Source organism: Nocardia sp. NPDC051981 (assembly GCF_040680715.1).
Lineage (GTDB): Bacteria > Actinomycetota > Actinomycetes > Mycobacteriales > Mycobacteriaceae > Nocardia.
The window spans coordinates 467,428-484,608 of record NZ_JBFAXK010000002.1 but is presented as its reverse complement, the minus strand read 5'-3'; the positions used below and the strand labels follow the sequence as shown (position 1 = coordinate 484,608).

Genomic DNA, 17,181 nt, shown 5'->3' with positions numbered 1-17,181 from the left:
CCGCCATAGATGAGCGGCAGCCGCGCACCGAACTTCCACCAGCCCAGGGACTGCAGCGGGGTGGCACAGCCCTCGGCTTAGCGTCGAAACTCTTTGGCCCGCAGGTGAACCGCGTTCGCTCAACGTCTCCATTGGCGCAACCTCTCTCGGATAGCGGAAGGTCATTCCGCTATCCGAGAAGAGTGGCACGGGCCACATTGGCCGTCAACAATTCGTTGAATATATATCGGTCGGCCGACAGACCGGTCAGGCGCGCTCGCGGTTCAGGTAGTTGTAGACGGTGAAGCGGGTGACACCCAGCGCCGCAGCCACGGTCTCCGCCGACTTACGGAACGTGAAGGCGCCCCGCTCTTCCAGCAATCGCACAGCTCGCTGCTTCTCGACGCGCGGCAGTCCGGCCAGCGGTCCGCCCAGCTCGGCCGCCACCTCGTCCAGCAGCCGCTCCAGGCCGCCGAGGGTGTCGGACTCGGGCGGACCGAAACGCACGCAGGCCAGGGTCGTTCCTTCCCAGACCAGGGGGACATCGTCGGCGGTGGCCTCCTGCGCGGGCACCAGGCGACCGCCGGTTCTCTCCAGCAGCGGGGCGAGGGTCACCAGCACGGGGTGCGACACGTCCATCGGCGAATGCTCAGTCATCCTGCTCGACCTGCATGGTCACCCGGGTCGCCCCGTGCGCGAAGGCGGTCACCATGATCTCGCCCAGCACCGGCAGCAGTCGGTCGTCGGTCCCGGCCACCGAGGTGCCGAGCGGACCGAAATCGCATTCCAGACCGGCCGATTCGGCGAGTTCGAGAGCCGCTCTGGCATGCGGCGGCGTTTCCCCTTCGCCATGGAACGGTTCGGTCGTGAACTCCGCGCGTAGCCGCATGGGCCTCAGGCTACTGGGCAGAACAGGTGATCTACGATCTGCCCTAGAATTCCGGCATTCGGAAAAACTGAGGAGGACCGGGGTGCCAGCAGCGAAGGAGCCCAAGAGCGGCACCGGCGGTGTGCAGTCCATCGAGCGCGCGTTCGCCCTGCTGGAGCTGATGGCCGACGAGGGCGGCATGATGGGCCTGTCCCAGCTCGCCACGGCGTCGGGGCTGCCGCTGCCGACCATTCACCGGCTGGTGCGCACCCTGGTGGATCTGGGCTACCTGCACCAGGAGCCGTCGCGCAAGTATGTACTGGGCCCCAAGCTGATCAAGCTCGGTGAGAGCTCCTCGCAGATGCTGGCGGTGCTGGCCCGCCCGCACCTGTCCCGGCTGGTCGACGAGCTCGGTGAATCCGCGAACATGGCCATGCTGGACGGCGATCAGATCGTCTATGTGGCGCAGGTGCAGTCGCGGCACTCCATGCGCATGTTCACCGAGGTGGGCCGGCGGGTGCTGCCGCACTGCACGGCCGTGGGCAAGGCCATCCTGGCCGGTTCGGCGCCGGACCTGACCCGAGAGCTGTTGCAGCGCACCGGAATGCCGCGCTACACCGACAACACCATCACCGATCCGGAGGAGTTCGCCCGGCAGCTGGACGAGGCCGCGCGCACCGGATACGCCATGGACGAGGGCGAGCAGGAGCTCGGCGTGCGATGCGTGGCGGTCGCGGTGCCCAAAGCGCCTGCCCGGCTAGCGATTTCGGTGTCCGGCCCGGTGGGCCGGATGACCGAGGAGCTCATCGACCGCGCCGCACCGCTGCTGGCCGAGGTCGCCGCCGCCCTGTCCGACGACCTCCGATAGTTCTCGAATCTGCTACGCAGCAATCTCACCGGCGGTTCTCGGTCGGCTACCAGACAGCGATGTCGTAATCGACCTCATAGAACCCGCGAAAACTTGCGGGCCAGGCCTCCGATACCTCGCAAAACCGCTCGCTGCCAACAATTCCCATAATCTGGACAGATCCGAGAGGGTTCCGGTTTCGAATCCTGATGCGAAGTCATCGACATCTCGGAATGAGGTTTTCCTATGGGCACAAGGCAGCCCACAAGTTCGGTTCAGCTTTGTCGGCGTGCGGCCCGGGTCGCCGTTGCGGGGGCGCTTCCCCTCTCCCTGGTTCTCATGGGAGTAACACCCGCCCTGGCCGAGGAAGCGCCACCGGCCGTGGCGGATCAGCCGGCCCTGGATATCCCGGACTCGTCGATTCACATCGGCACCCTCCAGCTCGACCGGCCGTTCTTTCTGAGCCCCGAACAGACCCAGCAGATCAATACCGCGACCACGGGCACGGAAGCCGGTCTGGCGCAGTCGCTCGAAGCGGCCGGGCTCGACCATGCCCGCTCCACCAGTATCGCGAAGGCCGTCCTCGGTGACGCTGCCATCGGCGCTTCGGTCGGGTCCGTCCTGGCCAGTCCGATCGCGTGGACCGGCGCACTGGTCGGCGTGGTCTCGGGCGCGATCGCCGGACTCCCCTTCGCACCGATCGGCCTGGTCATCGTCCCGGCCATCGGCGGCGTCATCGGCTACGCCATGGTCGCCGCACCGTTCATGGCGCTCGGCGCAGGTGTCGGGGCGGCCGTCGGTATGGCGGACGGTCTGATCAATCCGGCGTCGGCAACCCAGCCCGGCCCGGCTGCGCCCCAGCCCAGCTGAACGCTGCGCAGCTCAGCTGAACCTCGGTGATCCATGGCGAAGACGGCCGGAGCGGCGGCGTAGATTGTCGTCCACGCTGCTCGGGCCGTCTTCTTCGATGAAGGGATCCGGTGATGGGTGTGTCGACTCGATGCCGAGTGGGTGCGGTCCTGGCGATCGTGCTGACCGTGGCCGCCGGTGCCTGCGGATCCGATCGGGGCGGTGGGACGCAGAGCTCCGGCGCCAACTCCCCCGAAGCCGCGCAGATCGCCGATATCGTGCGCACAAAACTGACCCAACTCGACCTCACCGCAGCGGTTTACGGGGTGTGGCGGGGCAAGAATCCGATCACCATCGGCGCGGCGGGCGACTCGCCGCTGGGCATCCCCGCGACCACCGACATGCAGCTGCGGGTGGGCCAGCCCATGGAGCCGATGCTGTCCACCGTGCTGTGGCATCTGGACGCGGCCGGCACCCTGTCCATGGACCAGCCGATCGCCACATGGCTGCCGACCTTCCCGCGCGCCGACCGCATCACGCCGCGCATGCTCGCCGACAGCACTTCCGGAATCTCCGACTACGTCACCGACCCCGACTTCCTGAAACGCTTCGCCGACAATCCGTTCCACACCTGGACCGCCCAGGAGCTGTTCGACCTGGCCAATGCCCGCCCGCCCCTGTTCGATCCCGGCACCAGCTTCGCCTACGCCCACAGCGACCTGGTCGTCCTGGGCGAGGTGCTGCAGCTGGCCAGCGGCAAATCGCTGGGCGATCTGATCTCCCAGTACGTCCTGGGCCCGCTCGGCATGCGGCATTCCGCGGTGGTCCGCACCGCCCGGATCGACGAGCCGATCCTGCACGGCTACACCGACGAGCGAAAGATCTTCGAAGATGCCACCTTCTGGAATCCGACGGCATTCCTGCACTCCGGCAACACGAATTCCACCGTCACCGACGTGGGCCGCTGGGTCCGGGCCCTCGGCACGGGAGAACTGCTCTCCACCAGCCAGTTCCAGCAGATGATGGCCCCCTCCACCGCCGGCCTCGGCCCGCTCACCGCCCAGAAGTACTTCGCCTTCGGCGTGCCCCACATGGCCGACTGGCTGTTCATGAACCCCGCCTACGGCGGCTACAACGGCATCGCCCTCTACGACACCAAATCCGACACCACCATCGTCGTCTACGCCACCCGGGGTCCGACCGCCAAGCCCGACACCGACAACGCCATCCCCATCGGCACCGCCATCGCCGCCCTGCTGGTGCCCGACCGCGCGCCGCCCCTGCCCTGATCTGGAACATCCGTGGAGATCATCGGGGAAGGCGTGCTCAGCGGATAGGCTGAGCGCGACGCCCGGGTCCTGACGCAGGTCGGCCGAGAGGAGTTAGCGATGAGCGCCGAGGATGCCGCCGCCGCACCGGCCCTGGCCGGTGACCTGACGGGAATCGTCGGGCGACATCTGATCTATGCGTACGAGAACGGCTGGAAGTTCGACCTGTACGTGCGCAATTCGCAGACTGTCGCCTTCCGCTGCCTGATGGGACCGATGTTCGGGCGCTGGTCCACGGCGCAACCGGCCAAGATGATCCAGCTCAGCGGCGATATGTACAAGATCGCCTGGGTGGAGCCGACCGGGGCGGTCACCGTGCTCATCGTCTGGCTCCGTGAGCGCCGGGTGCACACGACGATCTGCTATCCGCAGTGGATGCTCGACTTTCCCGAGAGCACCCTGGGCCACTACGAGGACGACATCCCGCAGATCATCGCCGACCGCGACCAGGGCCCGACCTACCCGCAGACCCTGGTCGCCTCCACCGGTCGCATCACCTACCTCGAAACCCGGGAACCCGACGACGACACCGTCATCGACTGCCCACCGGCCAAACTCCCCCTCGATTACGCGAATCGCACCAACTGATTCGGCGGCTCGCCGATGAATTCTGCGCGCCCGCGGCGTCTATGCCTACAACACGCACTCTGTGAACCCGATGAGGGAGGATTCCGTGAGCACCAACCCGCTGCCGTCCGTTGTCGACATCGACACCTGGCGGACCGAACTCGAAGCACTGCGTATCCGTGAGAAGGCCGCGACCCGCGAGCTCGACGCCATCGCCGCCCAGCGCCGCCGCCTGCCGATGGTCGAACTGCCCGACTACACCCTGGAAGGCGAGGACGGCCCGGTCCGCTTGGCCGACGTCTTCGCCGGCAAGTCCCAATTGGTCGTCTACAGCCACATGTGGTTCCCGGGCGAGGAATGGCAATGCCCCGGTTGCACCGGATTCACCTCGCAATTCACCCGTTTGGAATTCCTGGACCTCTACGACGCCCGCTTCGTCATCGTCACCCAGGGCCCGATCGACGAGGCCCTCGCCTACAAGCGCCGCGTCGGCAACCGGATGCCCTGGTACTCCACGGCCAACAGCCCATTCGGCGCGGACATCGACGCCCCGCCCGGCGGCGGCTTCGGCGTCAACGTCTTTCTCCGCGACGGCGACACCGTCTACCGCACCTGGCACACCAACGGCCGCGGCGTCGAACAACTGACCCACACCTTCCCCCTCATCGACCTCCTCCCCTACGGCCGCCAGGAAGACTGGCAGGACGTCCCCACCGGCTGGCCCCAGTCCCCCACCTACAACCGCTGGCCCAGCTCCAAAGACATCGCCGCCACCTACGGCAGTCCGAATCCCTGAGGCCGCCAGAGGAATAACGAATATCCGTCCGATCACGAGTCGAGTTGCGTTCCTGTCCAACACGATTCACAGCAAACCGACGGTTCCGTTCATTGTTTGTAACAGGTTCCAGTTAGGGTTGCGGCGTGTTCCTTCGACGTGATCGTTCGGGCCTGTCCGAGCTGGCGCGCGATCCGCGCGCTGACCACTATCCGATGCCGACGGTGCCCGAGGGCTGGTATGCGGTGTTGCGCAGCAAGCACCTGCGGTCCGGAAAGATCGTGAATCTGCACTACTTCGGGCGGGCGCTGATCGCCTTCCGGGGCAGCGATGGCCGGGCCACTGTCCGCGACGCGCACTGCCCGCACTACGGCGCCCACCTCGGTGCGGGGGGCCGGGTGGTGGACGGACAGGTGGAGTGCCCGTTCCATGGCTGGCGTTTCGATGCCGACGGTGCCTGCGCCTCAGCGCCTTTCGCATCCCGCCCGCCGCGGGTGACGCTGGGCGGATTCCCGGTGCGCGAGCACAGCGGGCTGATCTTCGTCTACTCCGGTGCCGGCGAACCGCTGTGGGAAGTGCCCGAGATTCCCGAGGCCACCGATCGCGCCTTCGCCCGCCCCATCGACGATGTCCTGCAATCGCGTATCCACATCCAGGAGATGCGCGAGAACATCGTCGACGAATCCCACTTTCACCACATCCACGGCCAGAGCGAGCCCCCGGTCCAGGAACTCATCCCCGACGGCCCCTTCGCCGAAATCCACACCCGCTTCTGCAAACCCGTCCTCGGCTACCCGGTCGACAACAGCTTCGACGTCTTCATGTACGGCCCCGGTGTCATGGTCGTCCGCACGACCGGCGCACTGATCACCATGACCGCCATCGCCCTCACCACCCCCATCGACGACACCACCAGCGAACTCCGCATGCTCTACTACATCCGCCGCCGCCCCGGATTCCCTTTCACGGCCCCAATTCTCAAACTCGCCCTCCGCCTGGTCGCCTTCGGCGAGGTCCGCGAAGAACTGGCCATCTGGGACCACAAAATCCACCGCTCCCGCCCCGTCCTCCTCCCCCACGAGAAGGGCATCAAGTCCCTCCGCCGCTGGTACGCCCAGTTCTACCCACCCCAGTCCCCGCAGGCCCTGGAAGATCTGGCACTGCCCGGCACTACCCGCGACCTGGAACCTCTCCACTAGAAGTCAGCCCCATATCGGCCTTTGGAAACAAGAAGGCCCGCTCTGTCCGGTACCGCAGGATGAGGAGCCTCAGTACCGTGGTGCGATGCCCGGAAGTGGTTGACGTCCCTATGTTTCCGGTATGCGAGTGATGATCATCGCGATGCTGGTCCTGCTGTGCTGGGGAATCGGTGGGGGCAAGGCCGAAGCGCAACCCGGACCTGCCGATCCCGAGCAGGAGCAGGTGGCCTTCGACAGCGACGGGGTGACGCTGCGCGGGGCGGTCTACCGGCCCACCGGGGCCGGGCCGCATCCGGGAATCGTGCTCATCGGCGGGTCGGGGCCGGGGCCTCGGGCCGAATACCATCCCGAGGCAGCAGCTTTCGCGCGCGCGGGCATCACTACGCTGGTCGTGGACAAACGCACTGTCGGATACTCGACCAGCCACCGGGACTTCTCGGTACTGGCCGACGATGCACTCGCCGGGGTGCGATTGCTGCGCGATCGACCCGATGTGGATGCCGCTCGCGTTGGCCTGTGGGGGTTCAGCGAGGGCGGCTGGGTGGCGACACTCGCTGCGTCCCGCTCGTCGACGGTCGGTTTCGTGGTCACCATCGGCGGGTCCGGACTGACACCCTTACGCACCCAAACCTGGTATCTCTCGAATCTGCTGCGGCACAACGGCGTGTCCGGCCACCTGCCGGATGCAGTGAGCGGCCCCGGCGCTGCTGTGGTCGAGGGACTCGGCGCGTTCCCGGAGGCGGACTACGACCCGGTGCCCGCTCTGCGGCACGTGCGAGTGCCCGTACTGGCGCTGTGGGGTGACCACGATGTGAAGGTGCCGAGCGGCGAGAGCGCGACGATCTTCCAACACGAACTGGTAGCCGCCGGAAATCACTCGGTGACAACTCGTTTAGTACCGCATGCCGGCCACAACGGCCATCGCACCACCGACGGGTTCGACAGCGTCGGCGGCGAACTCTTCGAGGGCAAGCCGCTCGGTGAACTCGACCCCGGCTACACCGACGTCATGACCGACTGGATCCACGCGGTAGCGGCCGATCAAGCACCACCCACCAGCGCCGCCACCCCGCCCCACCAGACAGCCGGCCGCGCGCCAGGCACCCACCCCGGCCTCGAGTACGCAGCACTGGCTGCCCTACTGCTCGGCTTCGCCACCTACCCACTCTCCGCCCTCGGCCGGATGATACTGCGACGCAGTCCATCCGAAGTCGGCCGCGGACCACACCTGGCAGCTCGAGCAGTGTCCGCCGTAGGACTGCTGGCCACCCTGGGCACCGTGACCTACGTCGTTGGAATCCTGGCCACAGGTGGCAAGCTACCGCCGACAGCCCTCATCCTCGGCCAGCCACTGCCCTGGCTCCTGCTCCACGCACTGGCATTGGCCGTCCCAATAACCGCAGCCATCCTGGCCCTGTCGACCTGGCGCACACGAGCCCAAATGCACGCACCACTACGTCGGCAAACGCTCATACTGCTCGCAACTGCAATGGCATTCGTGCCCTGGGCCCTGCACTGGCAATTGTTCAGCCGATGAGCCGGCTCACCACCGCGATCCAAACATCGCCCCGGAGCTTCCCCTCATCAACCAGACAGCAGCGCCAGTTGCGTTATCTTCCGTGCCACCGCCCCAACTTCGGCTACAGACAGCGGAAGCGAAACATATTGGCAGGCAGCGACATCAACATCATTGCCGTGAGGACGCACGGTTCCCACTACACCGCCAACGTAGTAGCACCGCGTCGATTCCCAACCTCGCCGGGACTGAAGGTCGTAGAAGTATTCGACGAACTCACAGAGATAAGCGGGCTTACCTGCCGGCCGAAGTCCCGTCTCCTCCAGCAGCTCCCGATCGAGAGCATCCAGACGCCCCTCTCCAGGCTCGAGACCCCCACCGGGCAAATCCCATCTCCCCTTCTGCCCGGTGCCATCTCGAACCAGCAGCACCGCATTGTCGCAAAGCGCCACGAGATACACCGACGTCCGTTGAACCAGTTCAGCTTCGGGCACCAGGTGAGCATCGCCGTTGATGTCACAACACAGATACATCCTGCTCATGCGGCCTCCGGCTCGGGTCGAACCTCCCACGGACACAAGTAAATCTGCGCCCAGCCTCGCTGAACGCCATGGTGAGCATGATCCGCTGCGGCCTGGCAACACGCCAGAGGCGAAACGCAACGATAGGCTGGGCCAATGGCCGACGAACAAGAAGTCCCAGCCGAGCTACTCGCGGGTGATGCCATCGAGACGCCGGAGGAGACAACCAAACGGAAGTTCCGAGAAGCACTCGACCGAAAGAATGGCCACGCCTCCGCAGGCAGTTCCACCCAACACTCCGCCAAGGTGCACGGCACCCACGCTCGAGCAGGCGGCAAACGCACCTTCCGCCGCCGAGCAGGCGGCTAGTCACGGGAGCGCAGCCGTAACTCCGGCTGCCACGTGAACAACAGAATGACGAAGGCCCGGTCCGCAGGGACCGGGCCTTCTCAGTGGAGCTGCCGGGAATCGAACCCGGGTCAGACCCCTGGCGGGGGTACCGATTCGGGCTCTACCTGCGAAAATACATCACTGCAATTCACGGCAAATCACTCTTTTTCACGGCAAGTTGTGCCCAAAATGTGCCCACCGCCGGTTAGTTCGAAGGCAGCCTCATGCTGGGCCGCCTCGTCGACGGGGAAGCCATCGTCGCCGATCGGCGTGATGCCATACGCGTCGTGTCGCCACGCCATCGGTCCGCCCTCGCGTCCAGGGTTGCGCCGCGGGCTGTTCATCGGCGATCTCTGGACGAGTCTGCGGGCTCGGCCGGACGGGTGTGGGTGTGCTGGTCGTCGACAGTGACCACGTCGGCGGCGGCGATCAATTCGGCCGGCACTCTGCCGTCGTCGAAGTGACGGACACTCGGGACGAATACGGCCACGGCTTCGGTTCTGCTCACGGCGACATGTAGCCGATGCACTGGCCGGTCAGTTTCGGGCCCGAATGCGAGGGTCTTGCACAAGTCGTAGCCGAATCGCGCTGCGAGGCTGCGCAATTGAGTTTCGTCCCAGTCCTGGCGGGCGCCGGAAATGTCGCGCCGCAGATATCCGATTGCCCTGGGTTTCGTCACCTGATGCCCCTTTCATCGTGGGAGAGGCGCCCACCGCCGGGGAGCAAGGCAAGGGGTACCGGTGATCGACCTGGCGGCGGGGCTCTCATGGTCAGCCTGTCTGGCCAGGGACCTGCGAAGTATCACACTGTGTGGCACCGTTGAGTCATGGATGACTTGGGGGTCGGCGCGCGTATTGCCAGGGCGCGCAGACTTGCCCGGCTCACTCAGGTGCAGTTGGCGCAGAAAGCAAATGTGTCGCTGTCGCTGCTGCGCAAGGTGGAGCAGGGAGACCGCGCCGCGACACCGGCGCTCACAGCGGCCGCCGCGCGAGTTCTCGGTGTGAGCGTGGGCGATTTGAACGGTCAGCCGTACGAGCAGGAACAGGGCGACGCGGGCGCAGCGCACGCGACCATTCCAGAGCTGCGCCGCGCGATCGTGGCATACGATGATGAGCCTGTGACCGGGCCGTCCAGCTTCGGTGATCTCGCCGATGCACTCGACCGAGTGCGCGAGGGCATGAGACGGGCCCGGTACAGCGACATGACCGCCGAGCTTCCCGACGTGATCCGCGGTCTGCACCAGCTCGCCGACGATGATCTTCCGGGCGCGCAGCGCGAGGAGGTCCACTCGGCGCTGGCCTACGCCTACAGCAAGGCGATGCTGTTCGCCTACCAATACGGCTATCTCGATCTCGCGGGCCTGGCGGCGGAGCGGTGCGGGTGGGCTGCCGATCGCAGCGGCGACCCGATATGGCCGATCGCTGCCGAGTACAACCGGGCGTTGATCCTGCTCTACTCGGGCGCATACGCCGGCGGGCTGCGCACGATCGACCGGGCCTACGCGGCGAGCGAGCAACTTCCGACCACGCCCGACCTGTTGGCGGTGCGTGGCGCGCTGCACCTGCGCGGCTCGATCCTGTCGGCGCGGGCACTCGATCGCGACACTGCCGAATCGCACCTCGCGGAGGCGGGCGGCGTCGCTGCGGCGATCCAGGGGAGCCGGTACAGCAACTACGGCACAGGATTCCGACCGTCGAACGTCGATATCCATTCCGTCGCTGTGCCTGTCGAGCTGTCGGACGGTACAACGGCCTTGTCTCGGGCCGAGCGGATCCACTTGGCGGGATCGGTGGCCCCGTCCCGGGCTGGTCACTTCTACATCGATGTGTCGCGGGCCTGGCTGCTGCACGGCAACAAGGCTCAAGCGTTCCGGAGCCTCGAGCAGGCGCGCATGATCGCGCCAGAACTGACCCGAAATCATCCCCAGGTCCACGAAACCTTGCGCGTGCTCGCCCACACTCGGCGCGGCACCGACAAACTCGCACACTTCGCCAAGTGGGCCAACGTCAAGATCTAGTCTCTGGAACCCGCTCGGTTCGGCAGCGGATCAACTGCGGGTGCCATGGCGATGGGTGCGAGACGGTCCCGGAAATCAGGCCACGGACGGCCGTAGATGTGTTGAGACCGCCCGATCGGTTGCGCCGTCAGTTCTGGGCAGGCTGCGGACATTTCGGCGCGGTGGTTGGACCGGGTGAAGATCACGCCGGATGGATTCAGAGCGCTCCGCAGTCGGCCAAGTAGGTCGAGCCGCTGCCCAGGCCGCAGGTGCACCCAGGCGTTACGGATCATGATCACGTCGGCCGAGGCAATCCCGTCCCGCGGGAGCAGACGCGGGGATAGCGCAACGTCGACCATTGCGCGTATGTCCTCGCGAATCGTCAATCGGTCTGGGTCGACGCACGGGACGAAGTAGCGCCGGAACCGTTGCGGCAGTCGACCCATCGCGAAATCAATCTCGATCTCCGTGCGTAGATACTCGCCGCAGACGGCCCGCTCATGGTGCCCGGCGTCGCCGTCGTGCGCGACGATCTGAGCCGCGATTCCGGCATCGTGGAGATACATTGCGGCCGAATAGGTCTCCGCACCGTTGTGGCAGGCTGCCGAGATGATCGACACAGGCCTTGAGCGTCGAGAAACGATGTCGACCAGGGCGGCGAAGCGGTGCGGGTAGGCACCGAATCCGGTCACTTCCAGTCGGGGGTCAAGCATCGGGGATACCTCGTCATGTCAGAGACCGGACCGTGCTCGAAACACACTCCGATCAGGTCGAATCGGGCGTTTGCGCCCACGTTTTCAGCCCCCGTACAAAAAAATCCTGACTACCGCGGCGAAGTCAGGGCCCCCGCCCCCCGAATATTTTCCGGGGGCGGGGTGGCGAGGTCAGCTGAACCAGACCGGGGTGTCGGTGATGCCGTCGCCGTCGATGGTCTGGCCGTGCCCGAGCTCGGTCATCGGCACCGCGGTCTCATTGGGCACGGACGCCAGGACATCGGCCATGGCGTTATCTGCGGTGATGAGGTCGACCCAGTGCTTGCGCCGTGCGGGGGTGATCTTGCCGTGCCGGATCGCGTCGTCGACGGCGCCCTCGACCTTGGCCTTGGCCGCGGCCGCGATCAACCGTCGGCCTTCGGCGGCGTCGGCGCGCAGCGCAGTCATGGTGGCAGTGTCGACGGCCTCCAGGCCATGCCGTTTGGCGGCGGCAGCGACGTCGGATGGCTTGCCGCTGGCGCCTTGCGCCTGACTAGCGAGGTCGCCGACGACTGCGAGGATCCCCTCGATGTCGGCGGGGTCGGTCTCGGGCGGCAGCCCGAGCAGGTCGAACAGCTTGGCCTGCTGTTCGTCGGTGAATGTCAGTGCCATGGTGCGGGCTCCCTTCAGAGCAGTCCGATCAACTTCTTGAGCGCATAGGGCTTGTCGGGCGCGAACGCGGGCACCGCGTAGGCCTGCACCCACTTCGAGCGGGTCGAGCGGTCGTCCCAGGTGTCGACGGTGAGCACGCGCTCGAACCCGATGACACCGGCCTGTCCTTCGGCGAGTACGTACGCCGAGCCTGGCCCGATGCGCAGGCTGGGGAACAACCCGACTCCGGCGGACTTCAGCATCTCGTCGAGGTTGTCGCCGTAGGCGACGCGCAGGTAATGCGCCTGCTGCGGGTGCACGATCAGCAGGTCATGCTTCACACCCAGCTCTTGCAGGTCCGCGGCGAGCTGCGCGGCCGACAGGTCGGCGGTCGGGCGCGCACCGGAGGGGGTGAGCGCGTCCAGCGGCCCCACGGTGACCAGATTGGCCCACGAGTGACCGGTGACGGTGTTTTCGGCGGTGATGGCGTCCTCGATCGCGGCGACGGCGGCGGTGTCGAGCTTGCGGGCGATCGTGTTGGACAACTGGGTGGTCTGCTGGTCGAGGTAGGACACGTCGTTGCGGTCGACCTGCTCGTCGGGGACCTGGAACTTGCCACCCCAGTCGTCGACCTCGGCGAGCCGCGATTCCGGATCCACACCTTCCACGACGCGGTACTCGTTACCGGGCGCGCGCTTCTCGATGTCGGTGGTGTAGCCGTCGGATGCCTTGATCACCGAGTACAGCAGTCCACCGCCCTCGATCGGCTTGCCGAGTGGGCGGAACAGCTTGGGCAGGATGAGCTGAGCATCGGCCAGGCGCGCGATCTGGTCGCGGATCAGGGTGGGCTGCTTGAGTGCAATGTCGACGGTCAGCTGCCGTCCGGACAGTTGCGGGATCAGTGGTGATGTCATGGGTGGGTTCCTCTCAGGGGTACAGGACGATCTCGGCATCGGCGCCGGACGCGGCACCGGTGACGGCGTAGCCGACCGCGACACCGGCCGACTTGGCGACAACCTGGCCGCTCGCTCCGACCTCGACCTCGGCGAAGGCGGCGATGGTGCCCGCGGCCCGCACCCAGACCACGCCGTCGCGGGCGACACCGACCAGAGCGCCGGCCGCGGCGTCGTGCTTGGCGACACCGAACTTTCGGCCGGCCGCGGTGGCATGCGCGACCGATAGGTTCCCGCCGCTGCGGTTACCGGAGATGGCGACGAACCGGCGGCCGGTAACCGCGGTACTCGCGACGGCGGTGATATCAGCGCCGGGCGCGTAGACGCGCGGGTTGGTCAATGGGGTGGAGGGCATCAGGATTCCTTTCGGTGCGCGCGGCGGCGACGCGACGCCGCGATGAGGACGGTCCGCTGGTGATCACCGGGTCGGGACACCTTGGGCCGCAACGTGATCCGCGATGCGGCCACGAGGTCTTGCAGCGACTTCAGCGAGTGGATACCGGGTGCGGTGGCGCCGAGCAGGGCCACGCCGGTCAGCACCAGCGGCCATACGGTGCCGCCGGCGCCCTCGTAGCCTTGCAGGGCCTCCACCGACCGGTCCGGGTAGTGCATCGGCAGGGCGGCGGCCAGCCACTCGGGCAACACCAGATCACCGAGCAGTAGGTCACCGTCCTCGGCCAGGCGCAGGCGGTCGACGTACCCGAAACTCGGCTCACCGTCGTGGTCGGCCTCGAAACGGGCATCGACGTGACCGAGCTTGATCACCGGCTTGCGCAGAATGCCAGCATTGAACGCGGCGACCACCGATGCGAGGTCGGCGCGGCCCGGTGACCATGTGCCCGTGGAGATCTCCCACTGCCCGACCCGGATCAGCTCGACGTCGGGCACGGTGCGTGTTTCATTCACGGGCACCCCCGGGGCCTTCAGCGCTGTTGCGCGGCCCGCTCGATCGCAGCGGCGGGCAGCACCCACCGGCCACCGGCGCGCCGGGCAGGGAGGGTGCCGCGCTGGGCGCGGTCGCGGACATTGGCCGGGCTGCAGCCGAGAATGCGCGCGGCCTCGACGGCGGTGATCCACTCATACGCCGCATCATCGGCCGCTTCCGGTTCGACCAACGCCGAGCTTGCGCCGTGACTTGCGGCGGATGTTGTACGCCTTGCGATCTCGCAAGCCCGGGTGAGCCGCTCGGTCACCGCGACCAGCCGCGCCCCCGGCACCACCCCGGGGTCACGGTTGATCCTGTCGACCAGATGCGCCAGTGCGCGCGCCACCCACGCGGCGTCGTCGAGGTCGAGCACCACCCCCGGACGGGTCGCCTCAATCGCCACCGGACACCCCATACAAGTCCACCAGTCGCGCCTGCAACTGGTCGGGCTCCTCCATCCCGCGCGGCAGCCGCGACAGTGCCCACCACAACGCCGGAAGGATCTCGAGAATCTGCGCCTTCTCGCGCAACATCAGATCCGTCATGGCGTCGTTGAACCCCCAGTTGTCGCGGCCGTACCCGTGCAGCACCGCACCCACCACCGCGCGCTCAATCCGCAACTCGCGACGGGCCGCCGCCGGGTCACGCTCGGGGGTTAGGTCGTCGCCGTGCCCGCTCATGCCGCACCGCCGTTCGCCGTGGCCTTCCATGCCTTGAATGCGGCGCTGGCTCGGTCATTGCGCCACTTCAGGCGGGCGCGCGCGTCGGCGATCGTGGTGGGCGCTGGATCGAGTGCGGCGATTGCGTCAATGTCCTCCTGCGGCACCGACTCCCCCGGATTGCGGTCCTCCGTGCTGGGCGCTCGCACCTCGGCGCGCATGCCGTCGGTGCCGTTCGGCCAGATCGTGAACTTGCCCGCGAGCGGTTCCTTATCACCGGTCGGGCTATGTTTCCGTAGGCCGCCATGTCGATCCTTATTGATCGCCAGATACGCACTGCCGCCCTTGCCGGGAGTGAATGCCGAATCCACGGTTACCCGAATCGAGGTGCCGCCGATCGCGCGCTTCTTGGCGATGGTGCCGCCAGCGCCATACGCCCGGGAGTCCGTGCCTTTCGACAGGTGATCGATCCCGATCACACACGCACCCGTGCGAACCAACGGCTTGATGATCGTTCGGTGGCAATCGGTGAATTCATCGGCGGAGTTGCTGCTGCTGCCGAACATCGGAAGTAGCTCCCCAATGCTGTCGAGCACAACGAGCGTCGGGGTCCAGGTCTTCATGTGCTCGACGACGTTGCGCAGTTCGACACGGTCTTCGGGGTCGATGTAGAGGAACCGCGTCGGATCGCGCAGCACCTCGGCCGGTGCGCCCATGGCGAGCAGCCGCCCGATTGTGGACTGCGGGCCGTTGTGGTCGAGGTCCAGGCGTAGCACGCGGCCACCGTCGGCCAGCTCGCACACCGTCGCGTAGTCGGTGAGCAACGTCTTGCCGCCCTCGGGGTCGCCGAAGACCACGTTGTATTGGTCGGGGTAGAACAGCCCGATCCCATCAGTGCGTGCGCACACGGTCGGGATTGGGGGCTCGGGGAGTGTCCCGTCCAGTAGTCCGGCCACGTCCACATACGCCGGAAGGGGGAACGTTCCGGGAACGTTCCCGGAACGTTCCGAGTCCTCGGGAACGATCTGGGGACGACCGGAAGGCGAAATCGGCCGGGACCTGCTGTTTTCCGATTCGGGAACGTTCCCACCTCCTATACCGGGAACGTTCCCGACTTCCTCGACCGGACGCCCGTCGGCGATGCTGACCACGTTCTGCTCAGGCTCCAGTACGTCCTTCAGCCACTTCACGCGCTCACGGACGAACGGAGGGCAGTCCGGGCACGCCGGATCCGGCGTCGGGCTGTGACGAGGGCACGCCTTCGGTGGCCCCATGTCTTCGGCTGAGGCGGTCACTCGATCTCCTTGCTGTCGATGGGGACCAACGCGCACCCCAGCACCACGGCGGCGGCCCGCTCGATCCGGGCTCGCACCTCGGCCAACGAATCCCCCCGGTCAATCGCCCATGCGATACCGGCCACGAAGTTCCGAATCCGTTCCAGCGCAACGTGTTCGGCGTCAATTTCAGCGAGCATCTGCGGCGCAGCTGCCGGGTAGTACTCCCCCGGGGCATACACGCGACCGGCGCCGAACTCGTCGCCCAGGCAGCTGTCCAGCTCGCGCGCCGCTCGTCGCCGTTCGCGTCGGTGCGTGATCACGGCCTTCCGATCGCGGGTCGCTGAGGGCTGCCCACGGTCCGCGACCGCGCGGGCGAGGATCGGGCCGAGCTGGGCATCGGCGCCGGCGACAGCGACAGTCTTACCCGGGGTCATGCGATCACACCCGACGCACCGCCGACCTGATCGAGTACAGCGTCGAGACCGGTTCGCAAGGCGAGTGCTTCCGCAATCGTCATACCAAATCCGAACTCGCCGTTGCCGATCTGCACGTGAGCACGCACTGTAGGTGCGCCATCAACATGGCGATGCGCGAACACCTCGAGATACGGCGTGTGCTGGCCGTCGCTGTCCCGCACCAGATCCTCGGTCGACAGTTCGGTCCTCACGGGAACGCCCCAGCACGCTTGCTCGTCAACGAACGCAGCGAGCGGATGCCCATCGCCGTTCTCGCACCACGACGCGCACCGCACTGCGGGGAGGTGCTTATCAGTGGGTTCGATAGACTTCACGGCGAATTCCTTCTGTTGTAAGTGGTGGGATTCATTGGCCCGGTGAGCGGTGGCCGCCGCTCCCGGGCCGCTCTGCGATTGAGGCTCACGGAGCATCACGCGGCCCCTGCCCCGTCGGCAGTGGCAGTGAGGTTTGCCCTGACGTACGCCTCGACGTCAGGCCACCGATAGATCACCCGTCGGCCGAGCTTGACGTACGGGATCCCTACGCCCTTGTAGCGCTGCTGGGCCAACGATGCTGTGGTTGTCCGCAGATACTCGGCGACCTCCGCCGGTGTCGCCACTGGCGGGTTTCTATGCCCTTCCATTCGCGTCCTTTTCGTGTGAGACTGTCGAGTCAACTGGGTATCACTCGACATCACCGCAATCTAGAGTAGTGATACCAATACGTCAAGCATG

Annotated in this window: 24 protein-coding genes; 9 read left to right on the top strand and 15 right to left on the bottom strand. The window is 66.6% G+C overall.

The genetic code is table 11. The annotated features are described in order from the left end of the window. Positions 1-246: 246 nt before the first annotated feature. Together AB0L60_RS06160 and AB0L60_RS06155 are read right to left on the bottom strand one after the other, a co-directional pair. The gene (locus AB0L60_RS06160) at positions 247-636 is read right to left on the bottom strand and encodes a helix-turn-helix domain-containing protein (protein WP_364608009.1); all 390 of its coding nucleotides are present in this window, start codon (positions 634-636) and stop codon (positions 247-249) included. Next, positions 629-868: a thiamine-binding protein gene (locus AB0L60_RS06155; protein ID WP_356999696.1), complete on the bottom strand. Its 240-nt coding sequence runs from the start codon at positions 866-868 to the stop codon at positions 629-631. The genes AB0L60_RS06160 and AB0L60_RS06155 overlap by 8 nt, the downstream gene beginning before the upstream one ends. Before the next feature lie 82 nt (positions 869-950). On the opposite strand from AB0L60_RS06155, the gene AB0L60_RS06150 reads away from it, so the two are divergent. The 7 genes from AB0L60_RS06150 (at position 951) to AB0L60_RS06120 (ending at position 7,949) form a co-directional block, all read left to right on the top strand. After that, complete coding sequence (locus tag AB0L60_RS06150; RefSeq protein WP_364608005.1) at positions 951-1,715, top strand: IclR family transcriptional regulator; 765 nt, start codon at positions 951-953, stop codon at positions 1,713-1,715. Between the two features lie 318 nt (positions 1,716-2,033). Beyond that, the gene (locus AB0L60_RS06145; protein WP_364608002.1) at positions 2,034-2,564 is read left to right on the top strand and encodes a hypothetical protein; all 531 of its coding nucleotides are present in this window, start codon (positions 2,034-2,036) and stop codon (positions 2,562-2,564) included. Positions 2,565-2,677: 113 nt separating this feature from the next. Further along, positions 2,678-3,832: a serine hydrolase domain-containing protein gene (locus AB0L60_RS06140; RefSeq protein ID WP_364607999.1), complete on the top strand. Its 1,155-nt coding sequence runs from the start codon at positions 2,678-2,680 to the stop codon at positions 3,830-3,832. Positions 3,833-3,931: 99 nt separating this feature from the next. Beyond that, the gene (locus AB0L60_RS06135; protein WP_364607996.1) at positions 3,932-4,459 is read left to right on the top strand and encodes a phenolic acid decarboxylase; all 528 of its coding nucleotides are present in this window, start codon (positions 3,932-3,934) and stop codon (positions 4,457-4,459) included. Between the two features lie 70 nt (positions 4,460-4,529). Continuing rightward, positions 4,530-5,234 carry a DUF899 family protein gene (locus AB0L60_RS06130; protein WP_364607993.1) on the top strand — a complete coding sequence of 235 codons (705 nt, stop codon included), beginning with the start codon at positions 4,530-4,532 and terminating at the stop codon, positions 5,232-5,234. 125 nt (positions 5,235-5,359) lie between these two features. Beyond that, complete coding sequence (locus tag AB0L60_RS06125) at positions 5,360-6,412, top strand: Rieske 2Fe-2S domain-containing protein (RefSeq protein WP_364607990.1); 1,053 nt, start codon at positions 5,360-5,362, stop codon at positions 6,410-6,412. A gap of 121 nt (positions 6,413-6,533) precedes the next feature. Next, on the top strand, positions 6,534-7,949 hold the full coding sequence (locus AB0L60_RS06120) for a prolyl oligopeptidase family serine peptidase (protein WP_364607987.1): 1,416 nt from the start codon (positions 6,534-6,536) through the stop codon (positions 7,947-7,949). Between the two features lie 47 nt (positions 7,950-7,996). Here the strand turns inward: AB0L60_RS06120 and AB0L60_RS06115 are convergent, their stop codons facing one another. Continuing rightward, complete coding sequence (locus AB0L60_RS06115; RefSeq protein ID WP_364607984.1) at positions 7,997-8,470, bottom strand: NUDIX domain-containing protein; 474 nt, start codon at positions 8,468-8,470, stop codon at positions 7,997-7,999. A 135-nt stretch (positions 8,471-8,605) separates the two neighbouring features. Between AB0L60_RS06115 and AB0L60_RS06110 the strand changes: the two genes are divergently transcribed. Beyond that, complete coding sequence (locus AB0L60_RS06110; RefSeq protein ID WP_364607981.1) at positions 8,606-8,818, top strand: DUF5302 domain-containing protein; 213 nt, start codon at positions 8,606-8,608, stop codon at positions 8,816-8,818. A gap of 179 nt (positions 8,819-8,997) precedes the next feature. Here AB0L60_RS06110 and AB0L60_RS06105 read toward each other — a convergent pair whose 3' ends face one another. Further along, complete coding sequence (locus AB0L60_RS06105; RefSeq protein ID WP_364607978.1) at positions 8,998-9,183, bottom strand: hypothetical protein; 186 nt, start codon at positions 9,181-9,183, stop codon at positions 8,998-9,000. Further along, entirely contained in the window at positions 9,180-9,347 is a 168-nt protein-coding gene (locus AB0L60_RS06100) for a hypothetical protein (protein ID WP_364607975.1), read from the bottom strand. Before AB0L60_RS06100 ends, AB0L60_RS06105 begins: the two co-directional genes overlap by 4 nt. Before the next feature lie 318 nt (positions 9,348-9,665). On the opposite strand from AB0L60_RS06100, the gene AB0L60_RS06095 reads away from it, so the two are divergent. Beyond that, positions 9,666-10,856 carry a helix-turn-helix transcriptional regulator gene (locus AB0L60_RS06095; protein ID WP_364607972.1) on the top strand — a complete coding sequence of 397 codons (1,191 nt, stop codon included), beginning with the start codon at positions 9,666-9,668 and terminating at the stop codon, positions 10,854-10,856. Here AB0L60_RS06095 and AB0L60_RS06090 read toward each other — a convergent pair. From AB0L60_RS06090 to AB0L60_RS06045, 10 genes are all read right to left on the bottom strand, one after another. Further along, positions 10,853-11,548, bottom strand: a complete 696-nt coding sequence (locus AB0L60_RS06090; RefSeq protein WP_364607969.1) for a CheR family methyltransferase — start codon at positions 11,546-11,548, stop codon at positions 10,853-10,855. The genes AB0L60_RS06095 and AB0L60_RS06090 overlap by 4 nt on opposite strands. Positions 11,549-11,719: 171 nt before the next feature. Then, positions 11,720-12,199 (bottom strand): phage protease, encoded by a 480-nt coding sequence (locus tag AB0L60_RS06085; RefSeq protein WP_364607966.1) that lies wholly within the window; start codon positions 12,197-12,199, stop codon positions 11,720-11,722. A gap of 14 nt (positions 12,200-12,213) precedes the next feature. After that, complete coding sequence (locus AB0L60_RS06080) at positions 12,214-13,092, bottom strand: major capsid protein (protein ID WP_364607963.1); 879 nt, start codon at positions 13,090-13,092, stop codon at positions 12,214-12,216. A gap of 13 nt (positions 13,093-13,105) precedes the next feature. Beyond that, positions 13,106-13,486: a capsid cement protein gene (locus AB0L60_RS06075; RefSeq protein ID WP_364607960.1), complete on the bottom strand. Its 381-nt coding sequence runs from the start codon at positions 13,484-13,486 to the stop codon at positions 13,106-13,108. Continuing rightward, positions 13,486-14,037, bottom strand: a complete 552-nt coding sequence (locus tag AB0L60_RS06070) for a hypothetical protein (RefSeq protein ID WP_364607957.1) — start codon at positions 14,035-14,037, stop codon at positions 13,486-13,488. Before AB0L60_RS06070 ends, AB0L60_RS06075 begins: the two co-directional genes overlap by 1 nt. A 17-nt stretch (positions 14,038-14,054) precedes the next feature. Then, positions 14,055-14,459 (bottom strand): helix-turn-helix domain-containing protein, encoded by a 405-nt coding sequence (locus AB0L60_RS06065; protein ID WP_364607954.1) that lies wholly within the window; start codon positions 14,457-14,459, stop codon positions 14,055-14,057. After that, positions 14,449-14,736 (bottom strand): hypothetical protein, encoded by a 288-nt coding sequence (locus tag AB0L60_RS06060; RefSeq protein WP_364607951.1) that lies wholly within the window; start codon positions 14,734-14,736, stop codon positions 14,449-14,451. Before AB0L60_RS06060 ends, AB0L60_RS06065 begins: the two co-directional genes overlap by 11 nt. Continuing rightward, positions 14,733-15,623: an AAA family ATPase gene (locus tag AB0L60_RS06055; protein ID WP_364607948.1), complete on the bottom strand. Its 891-nt coding sequence runs from the start codon at positions 15,621-15,623 to the stop codon at positions 14,733-14,735. The genes AB0L60_RS06060 and AB0L60_RS06055 overlap by 4 nt, the downstream gene beginning before the upstream one ends. A 383-nt stretch (positions 15,624-16,006) precedes the next feature. Then, positions 16,007-16,426, bottom strand: coding sequence for a hypothetical protein (locus AB0L60_RS06050; protein WP_364607945.1), 420 nt, complete (start codon positions 16,424-16,426; stop codon positions 16,007-16,009). Then, complete coding sequence (locus tag AB0L60_RS06045) at positions 16,423-16,782, bottom strand: hypothetical protein (RefSeq protein ID WP_364607942.1); 360 nt, start codon at positions 16,780-16,782, stop codon at positions 16,423-16,425. Before AB0L60_RS06045 ends, AB0L60_RS06050 begins: the two co-directional genes overlap by 4 nt. Positions 16,783-17,181: the final 399 nt, after the last annotated feature.